Consider the following 23,991-nt stretch of genomic DNA (forward strand, 5'->3'; position numbering starts at 1 on the left):
TATAATTTATTGGTTATATTATATTTGTAGCCAAGATAATCAAAGGATATAGTATTGTTTTGACTTGATGCTGCTTCAGATATGTCTTTGACAAATGTTTTTTTATTTATATTTATTTTCGCTTGAAATAGGATTTCTCTTATCCGTTCAAATATGGTTTCGTGTCTTTTTGTTGTTAATATAAATATGTCGTCAACATATCTAGAATAATAGTAAACCCCAGGAATTTCCTTTATTCCTTCATCAATGTCTCGCATGAATATTTCAGATAAAACGGGGCTTAGTGATAGCCCCCTTGGTAATCCAATAAAGTTTAATCTAGACAGTGTTTTAAGTAGCATAATGGATTTTGATGATAAAAGTTTATCTCGTTCTAATTTTTCTAAGATTTTTTCATAGCTAATTGATTCATAGAAACTTTTTATATCTATTTTTATTATACCATAACTTGATGTGGTTTCTAATAGTCTTAACACCTGCTCACATATGTCATCTCTTATTTGAGTTTTTATTTTATATAATCTTTTTATATCGTGAGAAATTTTTTTCAGAGCATAGTGTTCTTCAGGCACATTGGCGAAGTATACTGTTTTACCATTGATTTCTTTTTTTTCGATGGATGAAAAACAGAAATCATCGGCTGTTATTTTATTTGAGTATGATTCAAGTATTTTTTCATATTCAGAGCTATCTCTACCCAAGGAGTACTTAATTATTTCATTTATAGTCGTCACCCTTAAAAGGGATTTTTTAGTGAAATCTTGTCTTAACATGTTGTTGTGATAACTTTATGTAAAATTGATATGGCTGCACTTAAAGACATTGCTGCTATTATATAATAATGAACTAGTTCTAAATGCTGATATATATTTTTTTGATAAAAATACTCAAATGAACATGATTTGTTTATATTATTTTTTGCGATGACATAATCAACTTTATCGTGATTTACTCTGTTATCAGATATTACATCGTTATATTCTTGAAGTGATTTTTCATAATCTGTTTTTGATAGAGAATTTTTTTTGGCCTCGATACTTCTAGATATTTTATTTATTCGAATGGCTGAGTCATTTAGTTTTTCAACCTCAACATCTAATCTGGCAGAGGATAATGTAATTGATAATACTAAAGTAATTAGAGATGTTGTTACGGTAAAAATCCAATTAGGGACGTAAATGTCTTCGATAAAAAAAGGTTGAACACTTGAAACATTGCTTGTTTTTTCAAAAATCGATAGTAATATCAATACTATAGAAAGTGATGATATAGAAAAAAGAGACCACCAAGTTCTTTTTGAAAGCCGTCTGGCTTTATTAAACCTAGCATAAGCTACTATTTTAGTGTCCTTGAAAAGTGCATCATATAATTCAGTTGTCATCATGGTTCCATATGAGTTTGTATGTATTTCTTTCACAACCACATAAATTAATGATGCCGTATGATACTCATGTTTTCAAACGAAACATTGACCTGAATATAGGGTTCTGAACACCCCCAGCGTCTTCACATTGCTGGCGCGCTGGCCATGTGGCTCGGCACGCGGGCCTATCGCCCGGCAACTCAACTGACTGGGGTAGGAGGAAAGGACGTCAATTTAACCTATCCGGCGGCAACATAACGCGATGGAACCGGATATTTTGCAGGGAAATGCGGGGGAGGGATGAATGGATGACGCCGCCCTGCGCGCCGCGCCGGGCAGCGTAAGATCACGCATTCAGCGCGGCGAAGGCGCGGCGAATATCCTCTTCCGGCAACCGGATGCCGATAAACACCATCACACTCTCGCGGGGTTCATCCTCGCGCCAGGCCCGATCCCAGTCGGCGCTGTACAGCCGCTGCACCCCTTGAAACAGCAGACGCCGGTCGTCGCCCGCAATCGACAATACGCCTTTGTAACGCAGCAAGTTGTCGGCGCAGTTCACCAGCAGTTGCTCCATCACCGCTGAGACCGCGGCGATATCGACCGGATGTTCCAACCGCACCACCAGCGAGGCGATGGCGTTATCCGGCTCAATCAGCGGCCGAAAACGCGGCAGGGAGAGCGGTAGCCGGTCATTGAGCATAAAACCGTCCACCCCGAAGATCGCCCGGTGGTCAATCAGGCCGTTGACCACCCGATGGAGCGTGGCGCGCGCATTGATGCGCGCCAGCCTCGCTTCCAGCGCCGGCGTCTCCCCGGCCAGATCGGTCTTGGTTAATAACAGACGGTCGGCATAACCCACCTGAGCCTGCGCCACGGTATGTCGGCTCAGCTGTTCGTCGGCATGTACCGCGTCCACCAACGTGATGACGCCGTCCAGCAAAAAGCGCTGGCTTAAACGTTCGTCGGAAAAAAAGGTCTGAATCACCGGGCCTGGATCGGCCATGCCGGTGCACTCAATCACCAGCCGGTCAAACGTCAGTTCACCGCGATCGATGCCGTCCAGCAGGTCATGCAAGGCATCCGATAGCTCATTGGCGCTGCTGCAACAAATGCAGCCGTTGCTGAGGGTCGTAATGCGGGTCGCCCGATCGCCCAGCAAGCTGTCGTCGATGGCAACCGCGCCGAATTCGTTTTCAATCACCGCAATTTTTTCACCGTGATCGGCATACAACAGATGCCGCAGCAGCGTGGTTTTTCCGGCGCCGAGAAAACCGGTGAGGATGGTCGCGGGCAAGGATGTGGTCATGGGAACAACTCCTTTACGCTCAATGCAGTCTTAGCAGCGACATCGCCACTGCCGGGGCCGACTGATAAAAAAATACCGCCCGAAACGGGCGGACAATACAGAATGGCGATAGCACGACCGCCGACCGCGGTCACGCCTCAGGATGGGCCGAGCCGTCAGGCATCACATCAGCAGCAGCGGAAACCGCCTTTACCGCTGCCGCCGTAGCGCGCCTGCTGCCGCTCCCGGAAAAACGCTTCGTAGGTCATCACATCCTGATCCGGGTGGTTGGTTTTCATATGCTGCACGTAGTTATCGTAATCCGGGATGCCCACCAGCATTCTGGCGGCCTGCCCCAGATATTTTCCCGCCTGCCCAAGATTTCCGAACATATCGCCCCCCTCTTTGCATCAACGCCGACAGGCCCTTACAGGCGCCTGTCGGCGACATCATCATCCCACGGCTATCAATGATGGGACGATATCTTCACACCACCTTCCGGCACCGGTACATAGGGTGTTTCCCGGTCGGAGCGATCAGACTGGCTACGCCCCTGCAACGCGGTACGGATACCATAGAAGATTATGCTATAGACCACGATCAGGAACAAAACGCTCAACACGGCATTAGTATAGTTGTTGACGACGATGTGCTGCATGTTGGCAATTTGCTGCGCACTCAGATCGGTACCTTCGGCGATACGCTGTTTATAGGCGCGCGCCAGATATAAGAAACCTTCCAGCTGCGGGTCGTTGCTGAACAGCTTCAGCCCCAACGCCCAGGTGGTGCAGATCAACAGCCATACCGCCGGCAGCATCGTCACCCAAATGTAGCGCGTGCGCTTCATCTTGATCAGCACCACAGTGCCCAGCACCAGCGCCACTGCCGCCAGCATCTGGTTGGAGATGCCGAACAGCGGCCACAGGCTCTTGACGCCGCCCAGCGGATCCACCACCCCTTGATACAGCAGGTAGCCCCACAGGCCGACACAACCGGCAGTACCGACGATACCGGCAACCAGCGAATCGGTTTTCTTGAGGAACGGGACGAAATTGCCCAACAAATCCTGCAGCATAAAGCGGCCGGAACGGGTGCCCGCGTCCAGCGCGGTCAGGATGAACAGCGCTTCGAACAGAATACCGAAGTGATACCAGAAGCCCATGTTGGCGCTCGGGATAATCTGGTGGAATACGTGAGCGATCCCCACCGCCAGCGTCGGTGCGCCACCCGCACGGTTAAGGACTGACGGCTCGCCGATGTCCTTCGCGGTTTGCAGGATTTGATCCGGCGAAATCACAAAGCCCCAGGAACTGACGGTGGCCGCGGCGTGCGTCGTCACATCCTGCAATTGCGCCATGATCGCCGGCGCGTTGGCGCCGCCCAGCTCGTGCAGGTTAGGCATGGTGATGCCGAGCCCCACCGGCGGGGTGTTCATGGCGAAGTACAGGCCCGGTTCAATGATCGACGCGGCGACCAGCGCCATAACGGCGACGAAGGATTCCATCAGCATCGCGCCGTAGCCGATAAAGCGGGCGTCGGTTTCATTCGCCAGCAGCTTCGGCGTAGTGCCGGAGGCGATCAGCGCATGGAAGCCGGATACCGCGCCGCAAGCGATGGTAATAAACAGGTAGGGAAACAACGCGCCTTTCCACACCGGCCCGGTGCCATTAATGAACTGTGTCATGGATGGCATTTTCAGCTCAGGGTTGATGATCACGATGCCGATCGCCAGACCGACGATTACCCCGATTTTCAGGAACGTCGCCAGATAATCACGCGGCGCCAGAATCAGCCACACCGGCAGCAGCGCGGAAACAAACGCATAGCCGATCAGCGCAAAGGTGATGGTGGTGTCTTTGAAGGTCAGCGCCGGGCCCCAGTACGGGTCGTGGGCGATGACGCCGCCGAACCAGATCGCCAGCAGCAGCAACACGATGCCGATCACCGACACTTCCCCCACCCGTCCCGGACGCAGGAAGCGCATATAAATGCCCATGAACAGCGCAATCGGCACGGTGGAGCAGACGGTGAACACACCCCACGGGCTTTCCGCCAGCGCTTTCACCACGATCAACGCCAGCACCGCCAGGATGATGATCATGATCAGGAAACAGCCGAACAGCGCGATGGTGCCGGGCACCGGCCCCATTTCCTCTTTGATCATTTCACCGAGCGACACACCGTTGCGGCGGGTGGACATGAACAGCACCATAAAATCCTGTACCGCGCCGGCTAATACCACCCCGGCCAGCAGCCACAGCGTGCCGGGCAGGTAGCCCATCTGAGCCGCCAGCACCGGGCCGACCAACGGCCCCGCGCCGGCAATAGCGGCAAAGTGGTGGCCGAACAACACATTGCGGTTGGTCGGCACATAGTTGAGCCCATCGTTATTGACCACCGCCGGTGTGGCGCGGTTGGCGTCAAGCTGCATCACCTGGCGGGCGATATACAGGCTGTAATAACGGTAAGCGACCAGATAGACGGCCACGGAAGCCACGACGATCCACATCGCGCTGACGTGTTCGCCGCGACGCAGCGCGACGACACCAAGGCAGCAGGCTCCAATGAAGCCCAACAACGCCCAGGGGAGATGCTTGAGAAGTTTATCTTTCATCATCTTTCACTCTTTTTATTAGTAACCTGTCGCGACAATAATCAGCCTGACAGTCAGGTAACAGCGGAATTTGGCTTAGCGGTCGGATAGGCCGACGACCGGTCGCATACCGAAATGAGTGGCGATGATAGGGAGGGCAAGTGACGAGAAATCTCCGGCGATAAGAAAGCGTGCGGATGGCGGCGCAGGAGAAAAACCGGCCGCCGGGACAGGCAGCCGCCACCGCGTCAGCGGCGCCCATCACAGCGGAACGACGCTGGTGCGTTATCCTTTCAGGCCGAGCAACTGCTTGAGGGTTTTTAGATAGCGACGGCTGACCGGCAGCATCTGCCCGCCCTTCAGCACGATTTCGGCCTGGCCGCTCTCCTCCAGCCTGATTTCACGCAGAAAATCCATATTCACCAGATACTGCCGGTGGCAACGCACCAGCGGCGTGCGGCTTTCCAGCGTTTTCAGGGTCAGCTCGGTAAAGCACTCTTCCCCCTGCAAGCCAGTGACGTAAACCCCGCTCTGCCGTGAACTGGCGAATTGTACTTCGCTGGCTTTCATCAGGTAGATACGGCTGTGCCCGGTACAGGGTATGTAATCCAGGTGGCACTGATGCCCGGCCAATTGGTCAATATTCTGCGCCGGGCGTTCCCGGTGCAGGTTGTTCAGGGTCTTGGCCAGGCGCGGCGGATCGATCGGTTTGAGCAGATAGTCGAACGCCTGCTCCTCAAACGCCTTGATGGCGTATTCGTCATACGCGGTAATAAACACGATATAGGGCATGTTGGCCGGGTCGATCATGCCGATCATCTCCAGCCCGCTGATGCGCGGCATCTGAATATCCAGGAACACCACATCGGGATGCAACCGGTGGATGGCGCCGATGGCTTCCACCGCGTTGGCGCACTCGCCCACCAGTTCAAGCTCGCTGTCCTGCTCCAGCAAACAGCGCAGGTTGTCCCGCGCCAGCGGTTCATCATCTACAATCAGTACGGTCAGCATAGCTGGCTTTCCTCACAAGGCAGGGTCAGATGGATGCGGGTGTAACAGTCGGGCTCGCACTCCACGCTCAGGCCATACTCATTGCCGTAGCGGCTGCGGATACGTTTATCCACCAGATTCATCCCCAAACCGGTACAGTTAGAGCTCGGCTGGTATAGGCCGGCATTATCCTCAATGCTCAACAACAGGCGATCCCCCTGCTGACTGGCGCTGATGGTGATGATACCCGTGCCCAGCAAATGCGCAGTACCGTGCTTGATGGCGTTTTCCACCAGCGGTTGTAGCGAAAACGCCGGCAACCGCATGCTCATCAGCGCCGATGGCACATCAAAACGAATCTGCAACCGCTCCTGAAAACGCGCCTTTTCAATCTGCAAGTAAGCATTCACATGTTCGAGTTCGTCAGCCAGCGTGACCACCTCTGCGGAGCGTTTGAGGTTCTTGCGAAAAAAAGTCGAGAGCGACTGCACCAACTGACCGGCCTGATCGCTGTCGCGGCGGATCACCGCCAGCAGCGTGTTGAGCGCATTAAACAGGAAATGCGGGTTGACCTGGGCGTGCAGCAGTTTGATTTCGGACTGCGTCAACATCTGCTTACTGCGCTCGTACTGCCCCGCCAGAATCTGCGCCGCCAGCAGCCGGGCAATCCCTTCCCCCAGAGTACGGTTGATGGAGCTGAACAGGCGGTTTTTGGCTTCGTACAATTTAATGGTGCCAATCACCTGATGATTCTCGCCGCACAGCGGGATCACCAGCGTCGACCCTAAACGACAGGTCGGCTGCAACGAACACTGATACGGGGTTTCATTACCGTCGGCGTACACCACTTCGTTATTTTCGATAGCGCGTCGGGTATGGTTGGAGGCGATCGGCGTGCCCGGCAGGTGATGGTCGTCGCCGATGCCGATAAACGCCAGCAGCTTCTCGCGATCGGTAATCGCCACTGCGCCGATATCCATCTCCTGATAGATCACCTGCGCCACCCGCATACTGTTTTCTTCGTTGAACCCCTGATGCAGGATCCCCTCGGTACAGGCGGCAATTTTCAGCGCCCGGGCGGAAAACGCCGAGGTGTATTTTTCAAACATGGCGCGCCGATCCAACAGGATGCGCATAAACATGGCGGCGCCGATGCTGTTGGTGACGATCATCGGCGCGGCGATATCTTTAACCAGCTTCAGCGCGTCATCGTAGGGGCGCGCCAGCGCCAGAATGATCGCCATTTGCAGTATTTCGGCGATGAAGGTCACGCCGGCCACGGTGAGCGGGTTAAACAGCCGGTCGATCCGCCCCCGCCGCATCAGTTGGCGGTGCATCATACCGCCCAGCAATCCTTCGACGATGGTCGACACCATGCAACTGAATGCGGTCATCCCGCCTAATGAATAGCGATGCAGCCCGCCGGTCAACCCCACCAGCGCGCCTACGCCCGGCCCGCCGAGCAAGCCGCCCAGTACCGCGCCGATGGCGCGCGTGTTGGCAATAGAGTCTTGAATATGCAGGCCGAAGTAAGTGCCCATGATGCAGAACATGGAGAACATCGCATAACACAACAGCTTGTGCGGCAACCGCACCGTGACCTGCATCAGCGGGATAAACAGCGGCGTTTTACTGAGCAGATAGGCGATAACCAGATAAACGCACATCTGCTGAAGCAACAGTAAAACCAGTTTGAATTCATACATGATAAAAACCCCGAACGGGGAAGCAGCCAGAACGCAGAGAATACCTTGGGAACCTACCCTAACACAAAGGGGATGCGTTGCTTTGCGCGGCATCGCGTCATTCACATCACGCTGTTCCCGTTGGCGCCGGCCCGGCTACGCTCGGTCGCGCTGTTTCACCCCATCCCGACATGCAGGGCCATCATGCGCAACGCGGCACCGGCGGAGTACGTACAACAATCAAGCCATCCTCTACACCTTCTCCGCCTAACCCGCATCACCAAACAGGATGAGGGTGATACCGAGACACCGGCTGACGCTGCGATCAGCGGATTTCATTGACATACATGAAGTTCCCGGTGGTGAAACGGTGATGGGCCAGGATCACCGGCATCGCGCTCTGATCGAACGAGATTTCGTCAATCACCATCATCGCTTGCGGCGCCTGCAGTTCCAGCAACCGGCAGTCCTCTTCGCTGGCAAGCTCGGCGGTAATCTGCTCCCGCACCGCCGCCACCCGAATGTCGTAGCGATCCATCAAAAAACGGTACAGCAACGGCGGCACCGCATCCTGCGACGGGAAGTCCGGCAAGCGGGCTTCCGGCAGCACCATGGTTTCATGCATCACGGGCGCGCCGTCTATCTTGCGTAACCGCTTGAGGTAAATCACGCTGTCGCCCGGCTGCAACTTCAGCTTTTCCACCTCCTGCTCGGTGGCCAGCGCCCGGTGATAATCCAGCAGGAGAGTGTGCGAATTGAGCAACCGGCCATCCTTGCCGTGCAGGCGAAAATAGCGGAAGAAATGGCTCAGGTTATGCAGCGGCGCCCACCCGGTCACTACCGTGCCGGTTTTACGACGGCGCATCAGCATCCCTTCAGTGGTCAGCGCCGCCAGCGCTTTGCGCACCGTGCCCACCGACACGCCGAAATCTGCCGCCAGCGCGTTCTCGCTGGGCAGTACCGTACCGGCGGCCAGTTCGCCCACCAGAATCGATTCGCTGATGTAGCGCTTCACCACCTCATAACGCGGGGCGCCTTCAAACTCCTCAAGACGCCCAAAACTCACGGCATCCTGCTCGTCAGATCGTTTCATTATCATGAATAATTACCTATTGACCGGCTCGCCAACCTGCATTATCTATAAACTATATAGAAATACAACAGAGTGAGCACGACATGAGTGTGACCGCCCCCTTTCAGCAGGCGCTGAGCGCAATTGCTGATGATACAGACGCCATTTTACAGGATCTGAGCCAGATGCTGGCGGTGGATACCAGCTTCCCACCCGGCCTGGGTTATGGCGCGTTCGCCGCGTTGATGGAGTCGCTGCTGGCGCCAATGGGGTTTCGCTTTCAGCGGGTGTCGGTGCCCGAATCCCTGTGGCGTTCGCCGGACGGCAGCGCACGCGGCGAGCGTGTCAACCTGCTGGCTACCCTGCCCGGCGAGGCGGCGGAAAACTGTAACCTCTATTTTCACGTTGATACCGTACCGCCGGGTGATGGCTGGCATTACCCGCCGCTGGCGCTGAGCCAAGACGGCGAACGGTTGATTGGCCGCGGCAGCGCCGATATGAAAGGGACGATTGTCGCCACCTTAGCTGCGCTGCGTGCAGCGCAAAAGTTTCGCCTCACACTGCGTTTCAACCCGGTATTACTGCTGTGCACCGATGAAGAGGGCGGGCTGTATCCCGGCATTCGCTATCTGGCAGAACAACAGTTATTTCAAGGCCATATGTTGAGTTTCAACGGCGGCGCGGCGCCGCGTATCTGGGCCGGTTGTTTCGGCAGCCTAGACGTGGTGATCCGCGTGACGGGGCGCTCGGCGCATTCCGGCGACCCGGTGGGTGGCATCAACGCCATCGAGGAAAGCCTGCCGTTGATGAACGCGCTGATGGCGCTGAAACAACAGGTTGAACAGCGCGCCTCCGCCATGCCGTCGCCGCCGCATTTTGCCGGCAAACCGTTGACCTCCCGCCTGACGCTGGCGGTAGCGCACGGTGGCAGCAAAGGCTCCACCCTGCCGGAGCGTTTTGAACTGCTGGTCAACCGTCGCTATGCCCCCGAAGAGCCGTTCGACGCCGTCTGGCAGGAATTGACCGACTGCATTACGCAATCGATGTCGTCCTCCGCCGCGCTGAGTACCGAATACCACCTGATCGGCCACTTGGCGCCGGTCAGCGACCCGACCGGGCCGCACTGGCCGCGCTGGCAGCACGCGCTCAGCCTAGGGTTCGGTTTCCGCGCCGAGGAATTCGCCGCCTGGGGTTCCTCCACCAGTTCCGATATGGGATGGGTGCAACAGGCAGGCATTCAGGAAATTCTTTTAGGGGGTCTGGCGCGGCCGGACAACCACATTCACGCCGCCAATGAGTACACCACCATGCCGGACGTCATCGCCTTATCTCAATCCATTCTGGCCTATCTGGCCGAGGATTTTTCGCCAACCCAGGGTAATTAAGTAACAGAAAACCAACAACAATTGACAGATAACAGACAGAGGAAACCGCGATGTGTGCAATGAAAGGAATAAACCGACGGCAGTTTATTACCAACACCACGCTGATGACCGGCGCAGCTATGCTGCCGTGGTCATTCCATGCCAGCGCGGCCGATGCCAGCGTCATGACGGCGGGAGGCACGCCGCAGAAAGGCGGCATCCTGCGCATCAGCGTCGATCAGGCCATCAATATGCTCAACCCGCAGCAGGCGCGCGTGAACCCCGAGTATCTGCTGGCTGAACTGCTCTACAGCGGCCTGACCCGGCTGACGCAGGAGATGAAGGCCGAACCGGATTTGGCCGCCAGCTGGCAGCCCAATGCCGACCTGACGCAGTGGACGTTTACGCTGCGCCCCAACCTGAAATTCAGCGACGGCACGCCGTTGACCGCCGACGACGTCGTCGCCAGCCTTTCCGCCATTCTGGATCCGAAAAACGCCTCGCCGGGGATGCGTAACATCGGCCCGATTAAGGCGCTGCATGCCGACGGCACCGATAATGTCGTGATCGTCACCCAAGCACCCTATGCCGACCTGCCGGTCATGCTGGCCTACCCGGACGCCAAAATCGTCCCCGCCGCCATCGCACAGGGGCAACTGGCCCGGCTGTCCAAAGAAGCATTGGGGGCCGGCCCGTTCATGCTGGCGTCGTATGAGCCCGAGCGCAAAATCGTGGTGAAACGCAATCCTCACTACTACGACCCGAATCGCCCTTATCTGGATGGCATAGAGATCGTGGTCTACCCGGACGCCATCGCCGAAAGCTCCGCGCTGATCGCCGGCGACACCGACTTGATGATGGCCGCGCAGCCGAGCGAGTTCAAACGCCTGTCCGCCGCCTCCGGCATCCAGCCGCTGCGCGTGCCGTCGGGCCAGTTCCTCAATATCAATATGGGCTGCGACCAGAAACCCTTTAACGACGTGCGGGTACGCCAGGCGCTGGCGCTGTGCATCGACCGCAAGGCGATGGTCGATTTCGTCGCCGACAGCTACGGCACCCCCGGCAACGATACCCCGATCAACGCCTCGTACCCCTGGTATCGCAATATGCCGCTGCGCCAGCCCGACTATGCCAAAGCCAAAGCGCTGCTGGCGGAAGCCGGATACCCGGATGGGCTGGATTTGACATTGATTGCTTCCGACAAACCCGCCTCCCGTACCCAGTTGGGGATCGCGGTACGTGAAATGGCGAAGCCCGCCGGTTTTCGCATCAACGTGCAGACCATGGCCCACAGCACCTACCTCGACCAGGTGTGGAAGAAAGGCAACTTTTACGTCGGCTTCTACAATATGCAGCCGTCGCCGGATGCGGTGTTCTCGCTGCTCTACACCTCCGATGCCGCCTGGAACGAAACCCGCTGGAACAATGCCGATTTTGACGCCGCCGTCGCCGGCGCCCGCGGCACCACCGACGACATCAAGCGCCGGGAATTCTATGGTAAAGCGCAACAACTGATGCACGAACAGGTACCGTCGGTCATCCCGGCCTTCTTCAACCTGCTCTCCGCCAGCCGTGATTATGTGCACGGTTATGCCCTGCATCCGCGCGCCGCCGTGTTCCGTCTCGACCATGTCTGGCTGACGGCGCAGGCGCCGGTTCGCCGAAGCTAAGCTGAGGAGCCGCCGTGAGCGCGAGTTATCTGTTAAAACGCCTGCTGTTGGTGATCTACACCCTACTGGTGGTGTCCGTGCTGGTGTTCGGCATTACCCAGTTGCTGCCTGCCGATGCGGCGGTCACGCTGCTCGGCCAACACGCCACCCCCGAGGCGCTGGCGGCAGTCAGGGAACGTCTCGGGCTGGACGCGCCCGCCTGGGTGCAATACGGGCACTGGCTGGCGGCGGCGTTGCACGGCGATTTCGGTGTCTCCATGCGTACCAATCTGCCGGTCGCGCCCACGTTGCTCACGGCGTTATCCCGCTCGCTGCTGCTGGCGGCGTGCGCTCTGTCGTTGATGCTGCTGGTGGCGCTGCCGCTCGGCGTCTGGGCGGCAGTCAGAAAAGGCAAACTGGCGGACGTGTTGGTCAGCGTGCTGTCTTACATCGGTATTTCCTTTCCCGAGTTCGTCACTGCCACGCTGATGCTATTGCTGTTCGCCGATATCTGGCAGTTGCTGCCGGCGACCGGTTACGTCCCGCTCAGCGAGAACCTGATTGACGGCGTGCGCCATCTGGTGCTGCCGTCGGCGACGGTAGCGATGATTCTGGTGGCGCACGTCTCACGCATGGTGCGCTCGGAGATGGTCGACGTGCTGCATACCGACTACATCCGAGCGGCCTGGCTGAAAGGGCTGTCGCGGCGCCGCATCCTGTGGCGGCACGCACTGCGCAACGGCCTGTTGCCAGCCATCACCATCGTGGCACTGGACGTGGGCTATTTGCTGGGCGGCATCGTGGTGGTGGAAGAAATTTTCGCCATTCCCGGCATCGGCCGGGAGCTGATCGTCGCGGTGCAGGCGCGTGACCTGCCGACGATTCAGGGCGGCGTCATGATCCTGGCCTCCACCTATGCGGTCGTTAATTTTCTGGCCGACCTCGCCTACGCCATGCTAGACAAGCGGATTCAATATGTTTGACGTACTCAAAAAACTGCTGCATACCCCGCAGGGCATCGCCGGGGTCAGCGTCCTGCTGCTGGCGCTGCTTGTCGTTTGCGCCGGCGTTCATCTGGCGCCTGCCGACCCGGAGGCTATCTCGATTCTGGCGCGCTATAAGGCGCCCAACGCCGCGCACTGGTTCGGCACCGATCAACTGGGGCGCGACATCTTCAGCCGGGTGCTGGTCGGCGCCCGCACCACCATTCTTTATTCGCTGCTCGCCACCACGCTGGCGATGGTCATCGGTTCGGTCATCGGCACCGCCAGCGCCTATCTGGGCGGCCGGATGGACGAAGGCATCATGCGCACCATGGATGCCGTGATGTCGATCCCCAGCCTGCTGTTTGCCTTGCTGATCGTCAGTACGTTGGGCCAGAGCAGCCTGAATGCGGTGCTGGCCATCACCATCGCCTTTGTGCCGGGCATGGTGCGCATCGCCCGCAGCGTAGCGTTGGCTGCACGCCAACAGGATTACGTCAATGCCGCCATCGCCCGCGGCGAATCCGCTGGCTATATCATCCTGCGGGAGATGCTGCCGAATATCGTGGCGCCCATCATCGTGGAATCCACCATTCGCGTGTCCTTCGCCATCATGCTGTTCGCTACCCTGAGCTTCCTGGGGCTGGGGGCGCAACCGCCGCAGCCGGAATGGGGGCTGATGGTGTCCGAAGCCCGCGCCTACTTCTTCAACGCACCCTGGATGATGCTGATCCCTGGGCTGGCGATCGCCATCGTGGCGATCGGTTTCAACCTGCTCGGCGACGGGCTGCGCGATGTTCTGAATCCGAGGAGCCACTGATGCACAAGCACGACGCAGCGATACCCGCTGACGCAACGGCGCCGACGAAAACCGCCGCACCGGTGCTGGCGGTCAGGGATTACAGCCTGGACTACACACTGCCGGACGGCTCGTATCTGCCGGTGCTGCGGGATATCACCCTGCACGTAAACCGCGGCGAAGTGATGGGGCTGGTGGGCGAATCCGGCTCCGGCAAAACCACGCTTGGCTGGGCGATTATGCGCTGGCTCGCCGGTAACGCAGTGGAGCGCACCGGCGAGATTCACCTCGGCGCGTTGAACCTGCGCACCCTGGCGATGGACAAACTGCACGCGCTACGCGGCGGAAAACTGGGGATGATTTTTCAGGATCCCAGCGCCTCGCTCAACCCCACCCTAACGCTGGGGGAACAAGTCACCGAGGTGCTACGCCGCCACCGCCGCCTGAATGCCAAAGAAGCACAGCAATATGCCGAAACCCTATTACGCGATGTTGACCTAAAACATCCGGCGCAGATGATGCAACGCTACCCACATCAGGTCTCCGGCGGCGAAAAACAGCGCATCCTGATCGCCACCGCCTTCGCCTGCCAGCCCGACTGCCTGATTTTCGACGAGCCCACCACCGCGCTGGATGTGATCAGCTCAGCGCAGATCCTGGCGCTGTTTGAACGGCTGCGGGAAGAAACCGGTGTGGCGGCGTTGTACATTTCCCACGATCTGGCACTGGTTTCCCGCGTCACCGATCGTGTCTGCGTGCTGGAAAAAGGCCGCATCGTTGAGCAGGCACAATCCGGCCAACTGTTTAGCGCGCCACAGCACGAGTACACCCGTCGGCTAATCGCCGCGGTGCCTAATCCGTCGTTACGTTTGTTGGACGAAACCGCGCCCTCGCCGCAACCGCTACTCACTCTGAGCGACATCACTATTCAGTATGGCCATCACCGGCTGCTGGATAAGTTGCTCAGGCGGCAACCGAACCAGACCCGGGCCGCCAACGCAGTCTCGCTGACCGTACACGAAGGCGAGATTTTAGGGATCGTCGGCGAATCCGGCTCTGGCAAATCGACACTGGCCAAAGCCGTCACCGGCCTGGTGCCCTTTAGCGGCGAGCTGGATTTTCGCGGTTACAGTCTGTTCGGTCGGGCGCAGATGGATAAAGACTACCGCCGCCGAGTGCAGATGATCTTCCAGCACCCGGACGCCTCGCTTAATCCGCGGATGCGTATCGGCGACATCATCGCCCGCCCGCTGCGGCTGTACGGCCTGCCCAACGGCGAAACCGAAGCGCAGGCCGTCGCCCGGCTACTGGAGGAAGTCCGCCTGCCGGCATCGATGGCGTCACGCTATCCCCATGAACTGTCCGGCGGCCAAAAGCAGCGGGTGGCGATCGCCCGCGCCTTCGCCCACCCACCGGAGCTGGTGATTTGCGACGAGATCACCGCCGCGCTGGATGTCTCGGTGCAAGCCACCGTGATTGAACTGCTGCTGGAACTGCGGCGACGCTACGGTACCGCCTACCTGTTCATTACCCACGATCTTAACCTGATCCAGCAAGTCGCCCACCGCATCGCGGTGATGTATCGCGGCGATCTGCTGGAGGTTCTGCCAGGCCACGCCATGACAGAGCAGGCGCAACACCCTTACACCCGTGCGTTGCTGTCCGCCATTCCGACGCCCGATGCCTTATCACCGGCCTTACCCTCATACACTGAATGAAACCATCATGACGAAAGAACAGTTACTACAGAGCATCGATACCGAATTTTGTCTGCGTTTTCTGGCAAACATGGTGCAACACAAAAGCTACAGCGCCACCGACGGTGAACGTCAACTGGCGGAATTTATGGCCGAGCGGATGCGCGAACTCGGGCTGGAAACCCAGCTCACACCGGTGCCGGGTGGCCGGCTCAACGCTATCGGCACCCTGCGCGGCACCGGTGGCGGCCATAGCCTACTGTTCAACGGACATCTGGACACCAACCCGGTGACGGAAGGCTGGACGGTGGATCCCTGGGAAGGAAAAATCGACGACGAATTCATCTACGGTATCGGCGTGTCCAATATGAAATCCGGCGATGCCGCCTATTTCTGTGCGCTGAAAACGCTGATCGACGCCGGCGTCAAGCTGAAAGGCGATGTGGTGCTGACTTACGTTGTCGGGGAGTTGCAGGGCGGCATCGGCTCCATCGCCGCGATTGAACAAGGTATCCGCGCCGACTATTTCATCAACGCCGAGCCGACCGATATCCAGGCGTTGACCATGCACGCCGGTTCGCTGATGTTCACCATCGAATTGACCGGCGATACTCGTCACCTCTCCAAGCGCGAACAGGCGGTGGATGCCATCGCCGCTGCCGTCGAGTTGATCCCACAATTGAATGCCATGACGTTTAGCGGCGCGCAGAGCGATGAACATCGCAGCATCAACCGCTGCCATGTCGGCACCGTACACGGTGCGCTGGGGCGCGAGCTTGAAGAGTGGCGGCCGCCGCAGGTGGCGGATTTCGCCCGCCTCAAGGGTTCCGCCCGCTTCGCGCCGGGGCAGACCGTCACCGGCGTGCTGGCGGATATTCAGGCCTTGCTGGATGTGCTTTGCGCCCGCTATCCCGGCCTGAAAGCGGAACTGTTTGACGACGGCGAACGGGATAAACCCACCATGCTGCCGTTCGAAGTGTCCCGCGAATCGGCGATTGTGCAAGCGGTTAACCGCGCCTATCAGCAGGTGCGCGGCGAGCCGCAGCCCAGCGGCGCCATCACACCGCCCGCGTTTTACGGCACCGACGCCGCCCACTTTTACCAATTGGCCGGTATGGAAGGTATCGTGTGCGGCCCCGGCGGCAAGTTCAACACCATGCCGGATGAGCGCGTCCACATCAGCGATTTTCTCGACGCGGTGCGTATTTATCTGCTGGCGATATTGGAGATCTGCCAGCCGGAGGACGCGCTGTCATGACCGTGCATGCGTCACTCGCGCTGGCGCGCACCCGTGCCGCCATGCAACAGGCAGACGTCGAACTGTTGCTGGTAGACCACGGCGAACTGCTGGCCTGGCTGACCGGCTACACGGTGTCGGAAACCTGTTACCGCGCCTGTCTGGTGCCACTGGAGGGTGAACCGTGGATGGTGCTGCGCCAGTTGGACGAAGCGCCCTGCCGCGCATTAAGCAGCCTCAACGATATTGTGGTCTATGACGACCATCAGGATCCGTTTCAGGCGGTCGCCGACAGCCTGCTGGCCCGCGGTTTCGGCCATGCCCGGCTCGGCGTCGATTTCAACTCCTACGGCATGACGGTGTATAACTGGCGGCAACTGTGCCAGCGCCTGCCTGCGGTTCAGTGGCAAGCGATGGATGGGCTGAGCGACCGGCTGCGCAGCGTTAAGTTCGCCGATGAACTGGCGGCGCTGCGTCAGGCGGCGCGCATCGCCGACGATGCCATGCGCGCCATCGCCGACGAAGTCACCACCGGCTGGCGAGTGCGCGATGTGGCCGCGTTGGCGGCGCATACTTTTCTGCGCAACGGTGCCGATACCGGCGAAACCGGGCCGATCGTCTGCGCCAACGGCGATAACGGTTTTCTGCATGCCAGCAGTCACGATCATCGTCTGAGCGCCGGCGATATGCTGCATGTCGAGTTGATACCGAAGGTGAACCATTACAGCGCGCGGCTGATGCGCCCTTTTCTGATCGGTACGCCAAGCGCCGAGCAGCAACAGATCGCCACGCAGCTGACCCGGTTTCAGGACGCACAAATCGCCGCCATGAAACCCGGCGTCAACGCCAGCGACGTGGACGCGCTACTGCGCCAGGCGGTGCTGGATGCCGGCCTGCGCGAGCATTACGGCAACGTCACCGGCTATGCGCTTGGCCTCTATACGCGGACACCTCGTCCCAGCGATTTTTCCTGCAGCTTTACCCCCGCGGCCGACTGGCTGCTGGAAGAAAATATGGTGTTTCACATGTACGCATCCGCCCGTTCGCTGGCGTTCAGTGAAAGCGTGGTGGTCACACCGCAAGGCGGGCAGCGGCTGAGCGCTCTGCCGCGCGCCCTGTTGTCGTTATAGGCTTACCGCACCGGGATGCGTTACCGGGGGACGCTGACCGCCGTCCCCTCACTGTCGAGTTCTCTCATCGTCGTGTTCTGTGCCGGGATGCGGGTTTGTAACCCTCAATCGTGAGACAGATGAAAGGCCCATCCATGGGCCTTTCATCATTGCTTTGCAGGTCAGGGGCGGGATGCCGTGCCGTCAGGCGTTCTCGCCATCGTCCAGGAAGGGATACCGCCTTCGCAGGGGTATTTCTCCGCCAGGGTTTCATTGATATCAATGCCTAAGCCCGGCTTGTCGTTAACGTAGGCATAGCCTTGGTCGATCTCCGGACACCCTGGGAAGACGTCGCGCAGTGCGTCATTCATCGGCGTATATTCCTGAATGCCGAAATTAGGCGAGCTCATGTCCAGGTGCATGTTGGCGCATACGCCAACCGGTGAAATATCGCCCGGGCCGTGCCACGCGGTGCGGACGCCGTTCAGTTCACTGTACACCGCCAGCTTTTTCGCCGGCGTAATGCCGCCGATCGTGCTGACGTGGCAGCGGATGTAGTCAATCAGCTTGTTATCAATCAATGGTTTCCATTCATTGATATTGACGAAGAGCTCTCCCATGGAAATAGGTGTGGAGGATTGCTGACGCAGCATTCTCAGCCAGTCGATGTTCTCCGGTGCGACGGGGTCTTCCAGATAGAAGAGCTGGTATGGTTCCAACGTTTTCGCTAGATGAATAGCGGTGACGGGAGTGACGCGCTCATGGACGTCGTGGATAAATTCAATGCCGAAGCCCAGTTTATTACGCAGATGCTCAAACAGGCGTGGAACGCTCTTGGCATAGGCTTCCGGGTCAAAGTAAATCCCCGGCGTTTTGCTTCTCGGCGAGCGTTTCGGTTGAATATTCTTCGCTCTGGCGAGCTGGGTGGCGATCAGTTTTAAATCATCGGTGCCGGCCCCGCCGTACATCCCCATTTGGCAGCGAACGTACTGATACCCTTCCTCCATGCGGGCCCGAATATTGTCTTCCACCTCGACCTCGTCGCCGCCATCCGTGTGGCAGTAAAGGGGGATCCCGTCGCGACATTTTCCGCCCAGCAGTTCATAAACCGGCATACCGGCCAGCTTCCCTTTGATATCCCACAGCGCCATATCAACGCCGGAGAGGGCGTTGTTCATGATCGGGCCGTTGCGCCAGTAACCGCTGACTGCGGCGGACTGCCAGATATCTTCGATACGAGTGGGATCCTTTCCGATCAGAAAGGGTGCCATGTATTCATCAATCGCGCTTTTGACCGCAAAAATGCGCTGGGTGAACGTTGCGCATCCCAAGCCATACAATCCGGGCTCGTTGGTTTCCACCTTAACCACGGCCAAATCAATACCGCCGGGGGCGGTAAGAATGGTTTTCACATTCGTTATCTTGAGTTTGCTCACTTTAACTCCTTAATTCAGTCAGTTAGCCAGTTCCCGGCCATCCCCGACGTAACAGAAACATCGAAAATTTGTAAGTTGTCCTACAACTAAGCTTGTTATATCACGACCAACGATGACGGGAATATCACGCTTAATATTTTGTGATCACCATCACCATTACACATAAAAAATCAATAATTATTTGATAAATAACAATAAATAATTGGGTTGTTATTTTTTAACACAGGGAAGTGTGATCGTTATTACAAAAATAATTATCACTTATTGCTTTTAATCGCGAGCCGAACCACTCTCCTAAAACGATAGTCGTCATACAAATTAATAAATCGAGGGGGACAACATGACAGCTTTATTCGACTTGACCGGGAAAACCGCGCTGATCACCGGCTCCGCACGGGGTTTGGGGTTTGCCTATGCAGAGGGATTGGCCGCCGAAGGCGCCAGCGTCATTCTCAATGATATCCGCGACACCTTGCTGCAAGAATCCGTCGGCAAGCTGCGTAATAAAGGGTACAACGCACAGGGCATCGCCTTTGACGTCACCGATGAAGACGCCGTGGAGCAAGCCTTCGCCGCGCTGGATGCACAAGGCGTGCAGGTTGATATCGTCATCAACAATGCGGGGATCCAGTATCGTAAACCTATGGTGGAACTGGAGTTGGAAAACTGGCAGAAGGTTATCGACACCAACCTGACCAGCGCCTTCATCGTGTCCCGTACTGCAGCCAGGCGCATGATTGCCCGCGGAACCGGGGGGAAGATCATCAATATCGGTTCACTGACCAGCCAGGCGGCAAGGCCCACCGTCGCCCCCTACACGGCGGCCAAAGGCGGAATTAAGATGCTGACCTGCTCTATGGCGGCAGAATGGGCGGCCTTCAATATCCAGACTAACGCGATTGGCCCCGGATATATTCTGACGGATATGAATACCGCCCTGATTGAAGATGAAAAATTCGATAGCTGGGTTAAAAGCAGCAACCCGTCGCAACGCTGGGGCCACCCGGAAGAATTAATTGGTACGGCGGTATTTTTGTCATCAAAAGCCTCCGATTATATAAACGGCCAGATTATTTATGTCGACGGTGGCTGGCTGGCCGTGTTGTAAATATCCGAGCCTCAATACTCTACACCTTGCCTTTAACATGCATGTATATCTGCCGTCGAATGACGACGACAGATATACCCTATACAACACAGGTACACACATGAAGGCTACAAAAAATCGCTTCTTTATTTTATCGCTGCTTTTTATTGTAACCGCGATAAATTATATGGATCGCGCCAATCTGGCGGTGGCAGGCTCAAATATTCAGAATGATTTTAGTCTGACTCCGACGCAATTGGGTTTGCTGTTCTCTATGTTTACATGGGCATATGCCGCGAGCCAGATCCCTGTCGGCTATGTGCTGGATCGTATCGGTTCGCGTATTTTATATGGCGGCGCGATTATTCTATGGAGCGTCTTTACTTTCCTGATGGGGTTTGCTTCTCATCATCTTTTCGCCACGGCAACGGCCTCTTTTATTATGCTGTTAGTTTGTCGCGCACTGATTGGCGTTGCGGAAGCACCTTCATTTCCGTCCAATACCAAGATTATCGCCACCTGGTTCCCCGACCATGAACGCGCACGCGCAACGGCAATCTATTCCAGCGCGCAATATATCGGGCTGGCATTGCTGACCCCGGCGCTCTCTTTTATTGTGGCGCAATATGGCTGGGAAATGTCGTTCTATTTATCCGGTGCTGCCGGGATCCTGTTTGGCGTCTATTGGCTGATCTACTATCGCGACCCGCAGCACAGCAAAAACATTAACCAGGCCGAACTCGACTATATCAAAGCCGGCGGCGGTTACGGCTCCGTTAACCAGTCGACGGTGAGCGAAAAAATCAGCTGGCGGGATATTAAATATTTTTTGAAACGTAAAACCATTTGGGGCCTTTTTATTACCCAATTCGCCTGTTCGTCAACGCTGTATTTCTTCCTGACCTGGTTTATCGTTTATCTGGAAAAAGGGCTGCACCTTTCTATTTCCAAGGCCGGTATAGGAGCCATGCTTCCCTATATTATGGCGATGTTCGGGGTATTATGTGGCGGCACATTAAGCGACATGTTGCTGAAAAAAGGCAAATCACGAACTCTGGCCAGAAAATTACCCGTACTGATGGGACTGTGTCTGACATTAATTATTGCCACGGTCAACTTCTTTGAAGATCAACCTATTATTGCCATCATCATTCTGTCCATCGCCTTTTTTGCCAATGCATTTTCAAATCTGGGCTGGGTGGTATGGAGTGATGTTATTCCCCGTAATTACCTCGGCACTATGGGCGGTTTTTTGAATATCTGCGGCAACCTTTCCGGCATTGTCAGCCCGATAGTCATCGGTGTAATTCTTGAACGTACCCATAACTTTCAATATGCCATGTGGTATATCGCAGGCGTCGCCGGGATGGGGATTTTGGCTTACATATTCCTGGTTGGAAAAATTGAAGTCATTCTGCCGGAAAAAGATAACGCCCCTGCATCAGATGAAAAAATACTGAATACCGCACCGGTTAATAAATAATGAGGTTGATATGAAAAGCACTGAAAAAATTAAATGCAGCGCCTGTTTCGCTCATGGTGAAAAAGACGTCCGTGTGGAGCAACGTGAAATTGAATACAGCGACAGCGATGTGTTGGTTAAAGTGGCCTGTGGCGGGATATGCGGTTCCGATATTCATTACTACCAACACGGCCGCGCCGGCATGTCGATTCTGAAACACCCGATGGTAGTCGGCCATGAGTTTGTGGGCGTAGTGAAAAAAGCGCCGGAGAACAGTGGGTTGCTGATAGGTCAAGCCGTTGCGGTCAATCCCTCTCAGCCGTGTAATCACTGCGATATGTGTCTGTCGGGGCACCAGAATCACTGCGCCACCATGCGGTTTATGGGCAGCGCGCAATTTAACCCGCATGTGAATGGCGGTTTCTCCGAGTATGTCGCCGTTAAACCGGAGCAATGCATTCCTTACGATAACAACGTGCCGGCCAACGTGATGGCGTTCTCTGAGCCGCTGGCGGTATCAATACACGCCGTAAAAATGGCCGGGCAATTGACCGGCAAAAAAATCCTGGTGATCGGCGCTGGCCCCATCGGTTGTTTAATTCTGGCGGCGGCCAGAAGCGCGGGCGCCACCGAGCTGGTGGCCTCCGATCTCAGCCCCCGCTGCCGGGAATTGGCGTTGCAGATGGGGGCGACGGCGGTTATTGACCCGCAGGATGATGCCGTAATTGCTGCGTACCAGCAGCATAAAGGCTATTTCGACGTCGTGTTTGAAGCCTCCGGCGCACCGGCTGCGATTGCTTCAACAGTCGGCTTCACCCGCCCCTGCGGCACCATTGTGCAGGTTGGCATGGGAACCAGCCCGGTATCCTGGCCGGTCTCAGCCATGCTGGTGAAAGAAATCAACTGGGTCGGCTCATTCCGCTTTATCGACGAGTTCACCACTGCGGTCAAATGGCTGGAAGACGGGCGTGTTGATCCACGTCCGTTAATCAGCGGCGAATACCCACCTGCCGATATCGAGCAGGCATTGATTACGGCTGCGGATAAAAATGTATCGGCAAAAGTGCTGATCCGGTTTGAGTGATCACTATGATGACAAGCCACCTGCACGCGGGTGGCGTTAACCCGCCTCGCCGGATTCATGCTGCCAGCGCCCCGAATCCGGCGGGCGTAACCCTGTCGTCCGACAACCGCTCACGCACTGAGTGGATCGGACGTAATATTCAGCATCGCCGTCCGCCAAATATCCCTTATTTCGCCCTCGCATGCGCTTCCGTTCGGATAACTAACACCCCAGTCAATGCCTTCGCGAGCGCTTTAATCCGGCAAAGTTAAGTGATATATAATGAATTATTGTAGGACATCATATGAAGCGTCGCGGTGAACATTAAATCCATACAAAAACAAAACGTTGTCAATGCGGTTTTCGACCAGATAAAAGAAAAATTACTTGATGGCAGTTGGACGCCGGGCAGCCGTCTTCCGTCGGAAGCGGAGCTAACGGCCTCCTTCAATGTCAGCCGGGTCAGCGTGCGCAGCGCAGTCCAACGGTTGCGGGATTTAGGGATCGTGGTGACACGTCAGGGCAGCGGTAGCTACGTCAGCGAAAATTTTAATCCGCAGATGCTCAGCCATGAACCCAAACCCATCATGCACCTCAGCCGTGAAGAATTTCACGATATGATGATTTTTCGCCAGACGGTTGAGTTCAAGTGTGTCGAATTGGCCGTCGCCAACGCGACCGAGGAAGATATCCAGTCCCTCGAACAGGCACTGCACAGGATGCTGATAAATAAAGGAGATTATAAAAAATACTCTGAAGCCGATTATGATTTTCACCTTGCGATTGTTAAAGCATCGCATAACAGCATCTTTTTTAACGTCATGAGCTCAATTAAAGACAGTTATTATTACTATCTCGAAGAGCTGAACCGGGCGTTGGGAATTACGCTTGAAAGCGTTGAGGCGCATATCAAAGTTTATATGTCGATAAAGAAAAGAGATGCGCATACCGCGGTGGAAGTATTGAACGAGGCGATGTCAGACAATGTCTTCGCTATTGAAAAACTTAAACAATCTGAGTGCGATGATAACGGCGAACACCCATAAGGTTGTTCGGACGCGCACCAACCACGGATCGTCCGGCCTCCTCGCACCGCCGTCAGGCTTGGCGGCTC

The 23,991-nt window shown here is 56.2% G+C and carries 20 protein-coding genes; 11 read left to right on the plus strand and 9 right to left on the minus strand.

Annotation, left to right across the window (positions count from 1 at the left end):
- From drt3a to HEP82_RS15615, 8 genes are all read right to left on the minus strand, one after another.
- A partial coding sequence (drt3a, locus tag HEP82_RS15580; RefSeq protein WP_192458927.1) for an antiviral reverse transcriptase Drt3a occupies nt 1–773 on the minus strand: 773 nt, incomplete at its 3' end.
- Entirely contained in the window at nt 767–1,384 is a 618-nt protein-coding gene (locus HEP82_RS15585; protein WP_192458928.1) for an SLATT domain-containing protein, read from the minus strand. The genes drt3a and HEP82_RS15585, both read right to left, overlap by 7 nt.
- Before the next feature lie 325 nt (nt 1,385–1,709).
- Nucleotides 1,710–2,672, minus strand: a complete 963-nt coding sequence (gene yjiA / locus HEP82_RS15590) for a GTPase (RefSeq protein ID WP_192458929.1) — start codon at nt 2,670–2,672, stop codon at nt 1,710–1,712.
- Nucleotides 2,673–2,839: 167 nt separating this feature from the next.
- Nucleotides 2,840–3,043 (minus strand): YbdD/YjiX family protein, encoded by a 204-nt coding sequence (locus HEP82_RS15595; RefSeq protein WP_012764584.1) that lies wholly within the window; start codon nt 3,041–3,043, stop codon nt 2,840–2,842.
- A gap of 74 nt (nt 3,044–3,117) precedes the next feature.
- On the minus strand, nt 3,118–5,268 hold the full coding sequence (locus HEP82_RS15600) for a carbon starvation CstA family protein (RefSeq protein WP_192458930.1): 2,151 nt from the start codon (nt 5,266–5,268) through the stop codon (nt 3,118–3,120).
- A gap of 261 nt (nt 5,269–5,529) precedes the next feature.
- Entirely contained in the window at nt 5,530–6,255 is a 726-nt protein-coding gene (gene btsR / locus HEP82_RS15605) for a two-component system response regulator BtsR (RefSeq protein ID WP_192458931.1), read from the minus strand.
- Complete coding sequence (locus HEP82_RS15610) at nt 6,249–7,940, minus strand: sensor histidine kinase (RefSeq protein ID WP_192458932.1); 1,692 nt, start codon at nt 7,938–7,940, stop codon at nt 6,249–6,251. The genes btsR and HEP82_RS15610 overlap by 7 nt, the downstream gene beginning before the upstream one ends.
- 304 nt (nt 7,941–8,244) lie before the next feature.
- Nucleotides 8,245–9,018: a GntR family transcriptional regulator gene (locus tag HEP82_RS15615; RefSeq protein ID WP_192458933.1), complete on the minus strand. Its 774-nt coding sequence runs from the start codon at nt 9,016–9,018 to the stop codon at nt 8,245–8,247.
- 77 nt (nt 9,019–9,095) lie between these two features.
- On the opposite strand from HEP82_RS15615, the gene HEP82_RS15620 reads away from it, so the two are divergent.
- From HEP82_RS15620 to HEP82_RS15650, 7 genes are read left to right on the plus strand one after another with little or no spacing between them, the layout of a single operon-like run.
- A complete protein-coding gene (locus tag HEP82_RS15620; RefSeq protein ID WP_192458934.1) occupies nt 9,096–10,376 on the plus strand; it encodes a M20 family metallopeptidase in 1,281 nt (426 codons plus the stop codon).
- A gap of 50 nt (nt 10,377–10,426) precedes the next feature.
- Nucleotides 10,427–12,025, plus strand: a complete 1,599-nt coding sequence (locus tag HEP82_RS15625) for an ABC transporter substrate-binding protein (RefSeq protein WP_192458935.1) — start codon at nt 10,427–10,429, stop codon at nt 12,023–12,025.
- Between the two features lie 14 nt (nt 12,026–12,039).
- Nucleotides 12,040–12,987, plus strand: coding sequence for an ABC transporter permease (locus tag HEP82_RS15630; RefSeq protein WP_192458936.1), 948 nt, complete (start codon nt 12,040–12,042; stop codon nt 12,985–12,987).
- Complete coding sequence (locus HEP82_RS15635) at nt 12,980–13,807, plus strand: ABC transporter permease (RefSeq protein WP_192458937.1); 828 nt, start codon at nt 12,980–12,982, stop codon at nt 13,805–13,807. Before HEP82_RS15630 ends, HEP82_RS15635 begins: the two co-directional genes overlap by 8 nt.
- Entirely contained in the window at nt 13,807–15,504 is a 1,698-nt protein-coding gene (locus HEP82_RS15640) for a dipeptide ABC transporter ATP-binding protein (protein ID WP_192458938.1), read from the plus strand. Before HEP82_RS15635 ends, HEP82_RS15640 begins: the two co-directional genes overlap by 1 nt.
- A gap of 7 nt (nt 15,505–15,511) precedes the next feature.
- Nucleotides 15,512–16,741 carry a M20 family metallopeptidase gene (locus HEP82_RS15645; RefSeq protein ID WP_192458939.1) on the plus strand — a complete coding sequence of 410 codons (1,230 nt, stop codon included), beginning with the start codon at nt 15,512–15,514 and terminating at the stop codon, nt 16,739–16,741.
- On the plus strand, nt 16,738–17,850 hold the full coding sequence (locus HEP82_RS15650) for a M24 family metallopeptidase (protein ID WP_192458940.1): 1,113 nt from the start codon (nt 16,738–16,740) through the stop codon (nt 17,848–17,850). Before HEP82_RS15645 ends, HEP82_RS15650 begins: the two co-directional genes overlap by 4 nt.
- A 161-nt stretch (nt 17,851–18,011) precedes the next feature.
- Here HEP82_RS15650 and HEP82_RS15655 read toward each other — a convergent pair whose 3' ends face one another.
- On the minus strand, nt 18,012–19,265 hold the full coding sequence (locus tag HEP82_RS15655; RefSeq protein ID WP_192458941.1) for an enolase C-terminal domain-like protein: 1,254 nt from the start codon (nt 19,263–19,265) through the stop codon (nt 18,012–18,014).
- A 340-nt stretch (nt 19,266–19,605) separates the two neighbouring features.
- Here HEP82_RS15655 and HEP82_RS15660 point away from each other — a divergent pair, with 340 nt between their 5' ends.
- The 4 genes from HEP82_RS15660 to HEP82_RS15675 all read left to right on the plus strand — a co-directional run bounded on the left by HEP82_RS15660 (nt 19,606) and on the right by HEP82_RS15675 (nt 23,923).
- Nucleotides 19,606–20,373, plus strand: coding sequence for an SDR family oxidoreductase (locus tag HEP82_RS15660; protein WP_012764571.1), 768 nt, complete (start codon nt 19,606–19,608; stop codon nt 20,371–20,373).
- Between the two features lie 100 nt (nt 20,374–20,473).
- Nucleotides 20,474–21,835, plus strand: a complete 1,362-nt coding sequence (locus HEP82_RS15665) for an MFS transporter (RefSeq protein ID WP_192458942.1) — start codon at nt 20,474–20,476, stop codon at nt 21,833–21,835.
- Nucleotides 21,836–21,845: 10 nt separating this feature from the next.
- On the plus strand, nt 21,846–22,898 hold the full coding sequence (idnD, locus tag HEP82_RS15670; RefSeq protein ID WP_192458943.1) for an L-idonate 5-dehydrogenase: 1,053 nt from the start codon (nt 21,846–21,848) through the stop codon (nt 22,896–22,898).
- Nucleotides 22,899–23,194: 296 nt separating this feature from the next.
- Nucleotides 23,195–23,923: a FadR/GntR family transcriptional regulator gene (locus HEP82_RS15675; protein WP_192458944.1), complete on the plus strand. Its 729-nt coding sequence runs from the start codon at nt 23,195–23,197 to the stop codon at nt 23,921–23,923.
- Nucleotides 23,924–23,991 lie beyond the last annotated feature (68 nt).

The organism is Musicola keenii, assembly GCF_014855505.1.
In the GTDB taxonomy this organism is placed as follows: domain Bacteria; phylum Pseudomonadota; class Gammaproteobacteria; order Enterobacterales; family Enterobacteriaceae; genus Musicola; species Musicola paradisiaca.

Coding starts and splice junctions, on each gene's coding strand:
- HEP82_RS15585 (WP_192458928.1), bottom strand. CDS start 1,384: ATGATGACAACTGAATTATATGATGCACTTTTCAAGGACACTAAAATA.
- yjiA (WP_192458929.1), bottom strand. CDS start 2,672: ATGACCACATCCTTGCCCGCGACCATCCTCACCGGTTTTCTCGGCGCC.
- HEP82_RS15595 (WP_012764584.1), bottom strand. CDS start 3,043: ATGTTCGGAAATCTTGGGCAGGCGGGAAAATATCTGGGGCAGGCCGCC.
- HEP82_RS15600 (WP_192458930.1), bottom strand. CDS start 5,268: ATGATGAAAGATAAACTTCTCAAGCATCTCCCCTGGGCGTTGTTGGGC.
- btsR (WP_192458931.1), bottom strand. CDS start 6,255: ATGCTGACCGTACTGATTGTAGATGATGAACCGCTGGCGCGGGACAAC.
- HEP82_RS15610 (WP_192458932.1), bottom strand. CDS start 7,940: ATGTATGAATTCAAACTGGTTTTACTGTTGCTTCAGCAGATGTGCGTT.
- HEP82_RS15615 (WP_192458933.1), bottom strand. CDS start 9,018: ATGATAATGAAACGATCTGACGAGCAGGATGCCGTGAGTTTTGGGCGT.
- HEP82_RS15620 (WP_192458934.1), top strand. CDS start 9,096: ATGAGTGTGACCGCCCCCTTTCAGCAGGCGCTGAGCGCAATTGCTGAT.
- HEP82_RS15625 (WP_192458935.1), top strand. CDS start 10,427: ATGTGTGCAATGAAAGGAATAAACCGACGGCAGTTTATTACCAACACC.
- HEP82_RS15635 (WP_192458937.1), top strand. CDS start 12,980: ATGTTTGACGTACTCAAAAAACTGCTGCATACCCCGCAGGGCATCGCC.
- HEP82_RS15640 (WP_192458938.1), top strand. CDS start 13,807: ATGCACAAGCACGACGCAGCGATACCCGCTGACGCAACGGCGCCGACG.
- HEP82_RS15645 (WP_192458939.1), top strand. CDS start 15,512: ATGACGAAAGAACAGTTACTACAGAGCATCGATACCGAATTTTGTCTG.
- HEP82_RS15650 (WP_192458940.1), top strand. CDS start 16,738: ATGACCGTGCATGCGTCACTCGCGCTGGCGCGCACCCGTGCCGCCATG.
- HEP82_RS15660 (WP_012764571.1), top strand. CDS start 19,606: ATGACAGCTTTATTCGACTTGACCGGGAAAACCGCGCTGATCACCGGC.
- HEP82_RS15665 (WP_192458942.1), top strand. CDS start 20,474: ATGAAGGCTACAAAAAATCGCTTCTTTATTTTATCGCTGCTTTTTATT.
- idnD (WP_192458943.1), top strand. CDS start 21,846: ATGAAAAGCACTGAAAAAATTAAATGCAGCGCCTGTTTCGCTCATGGT.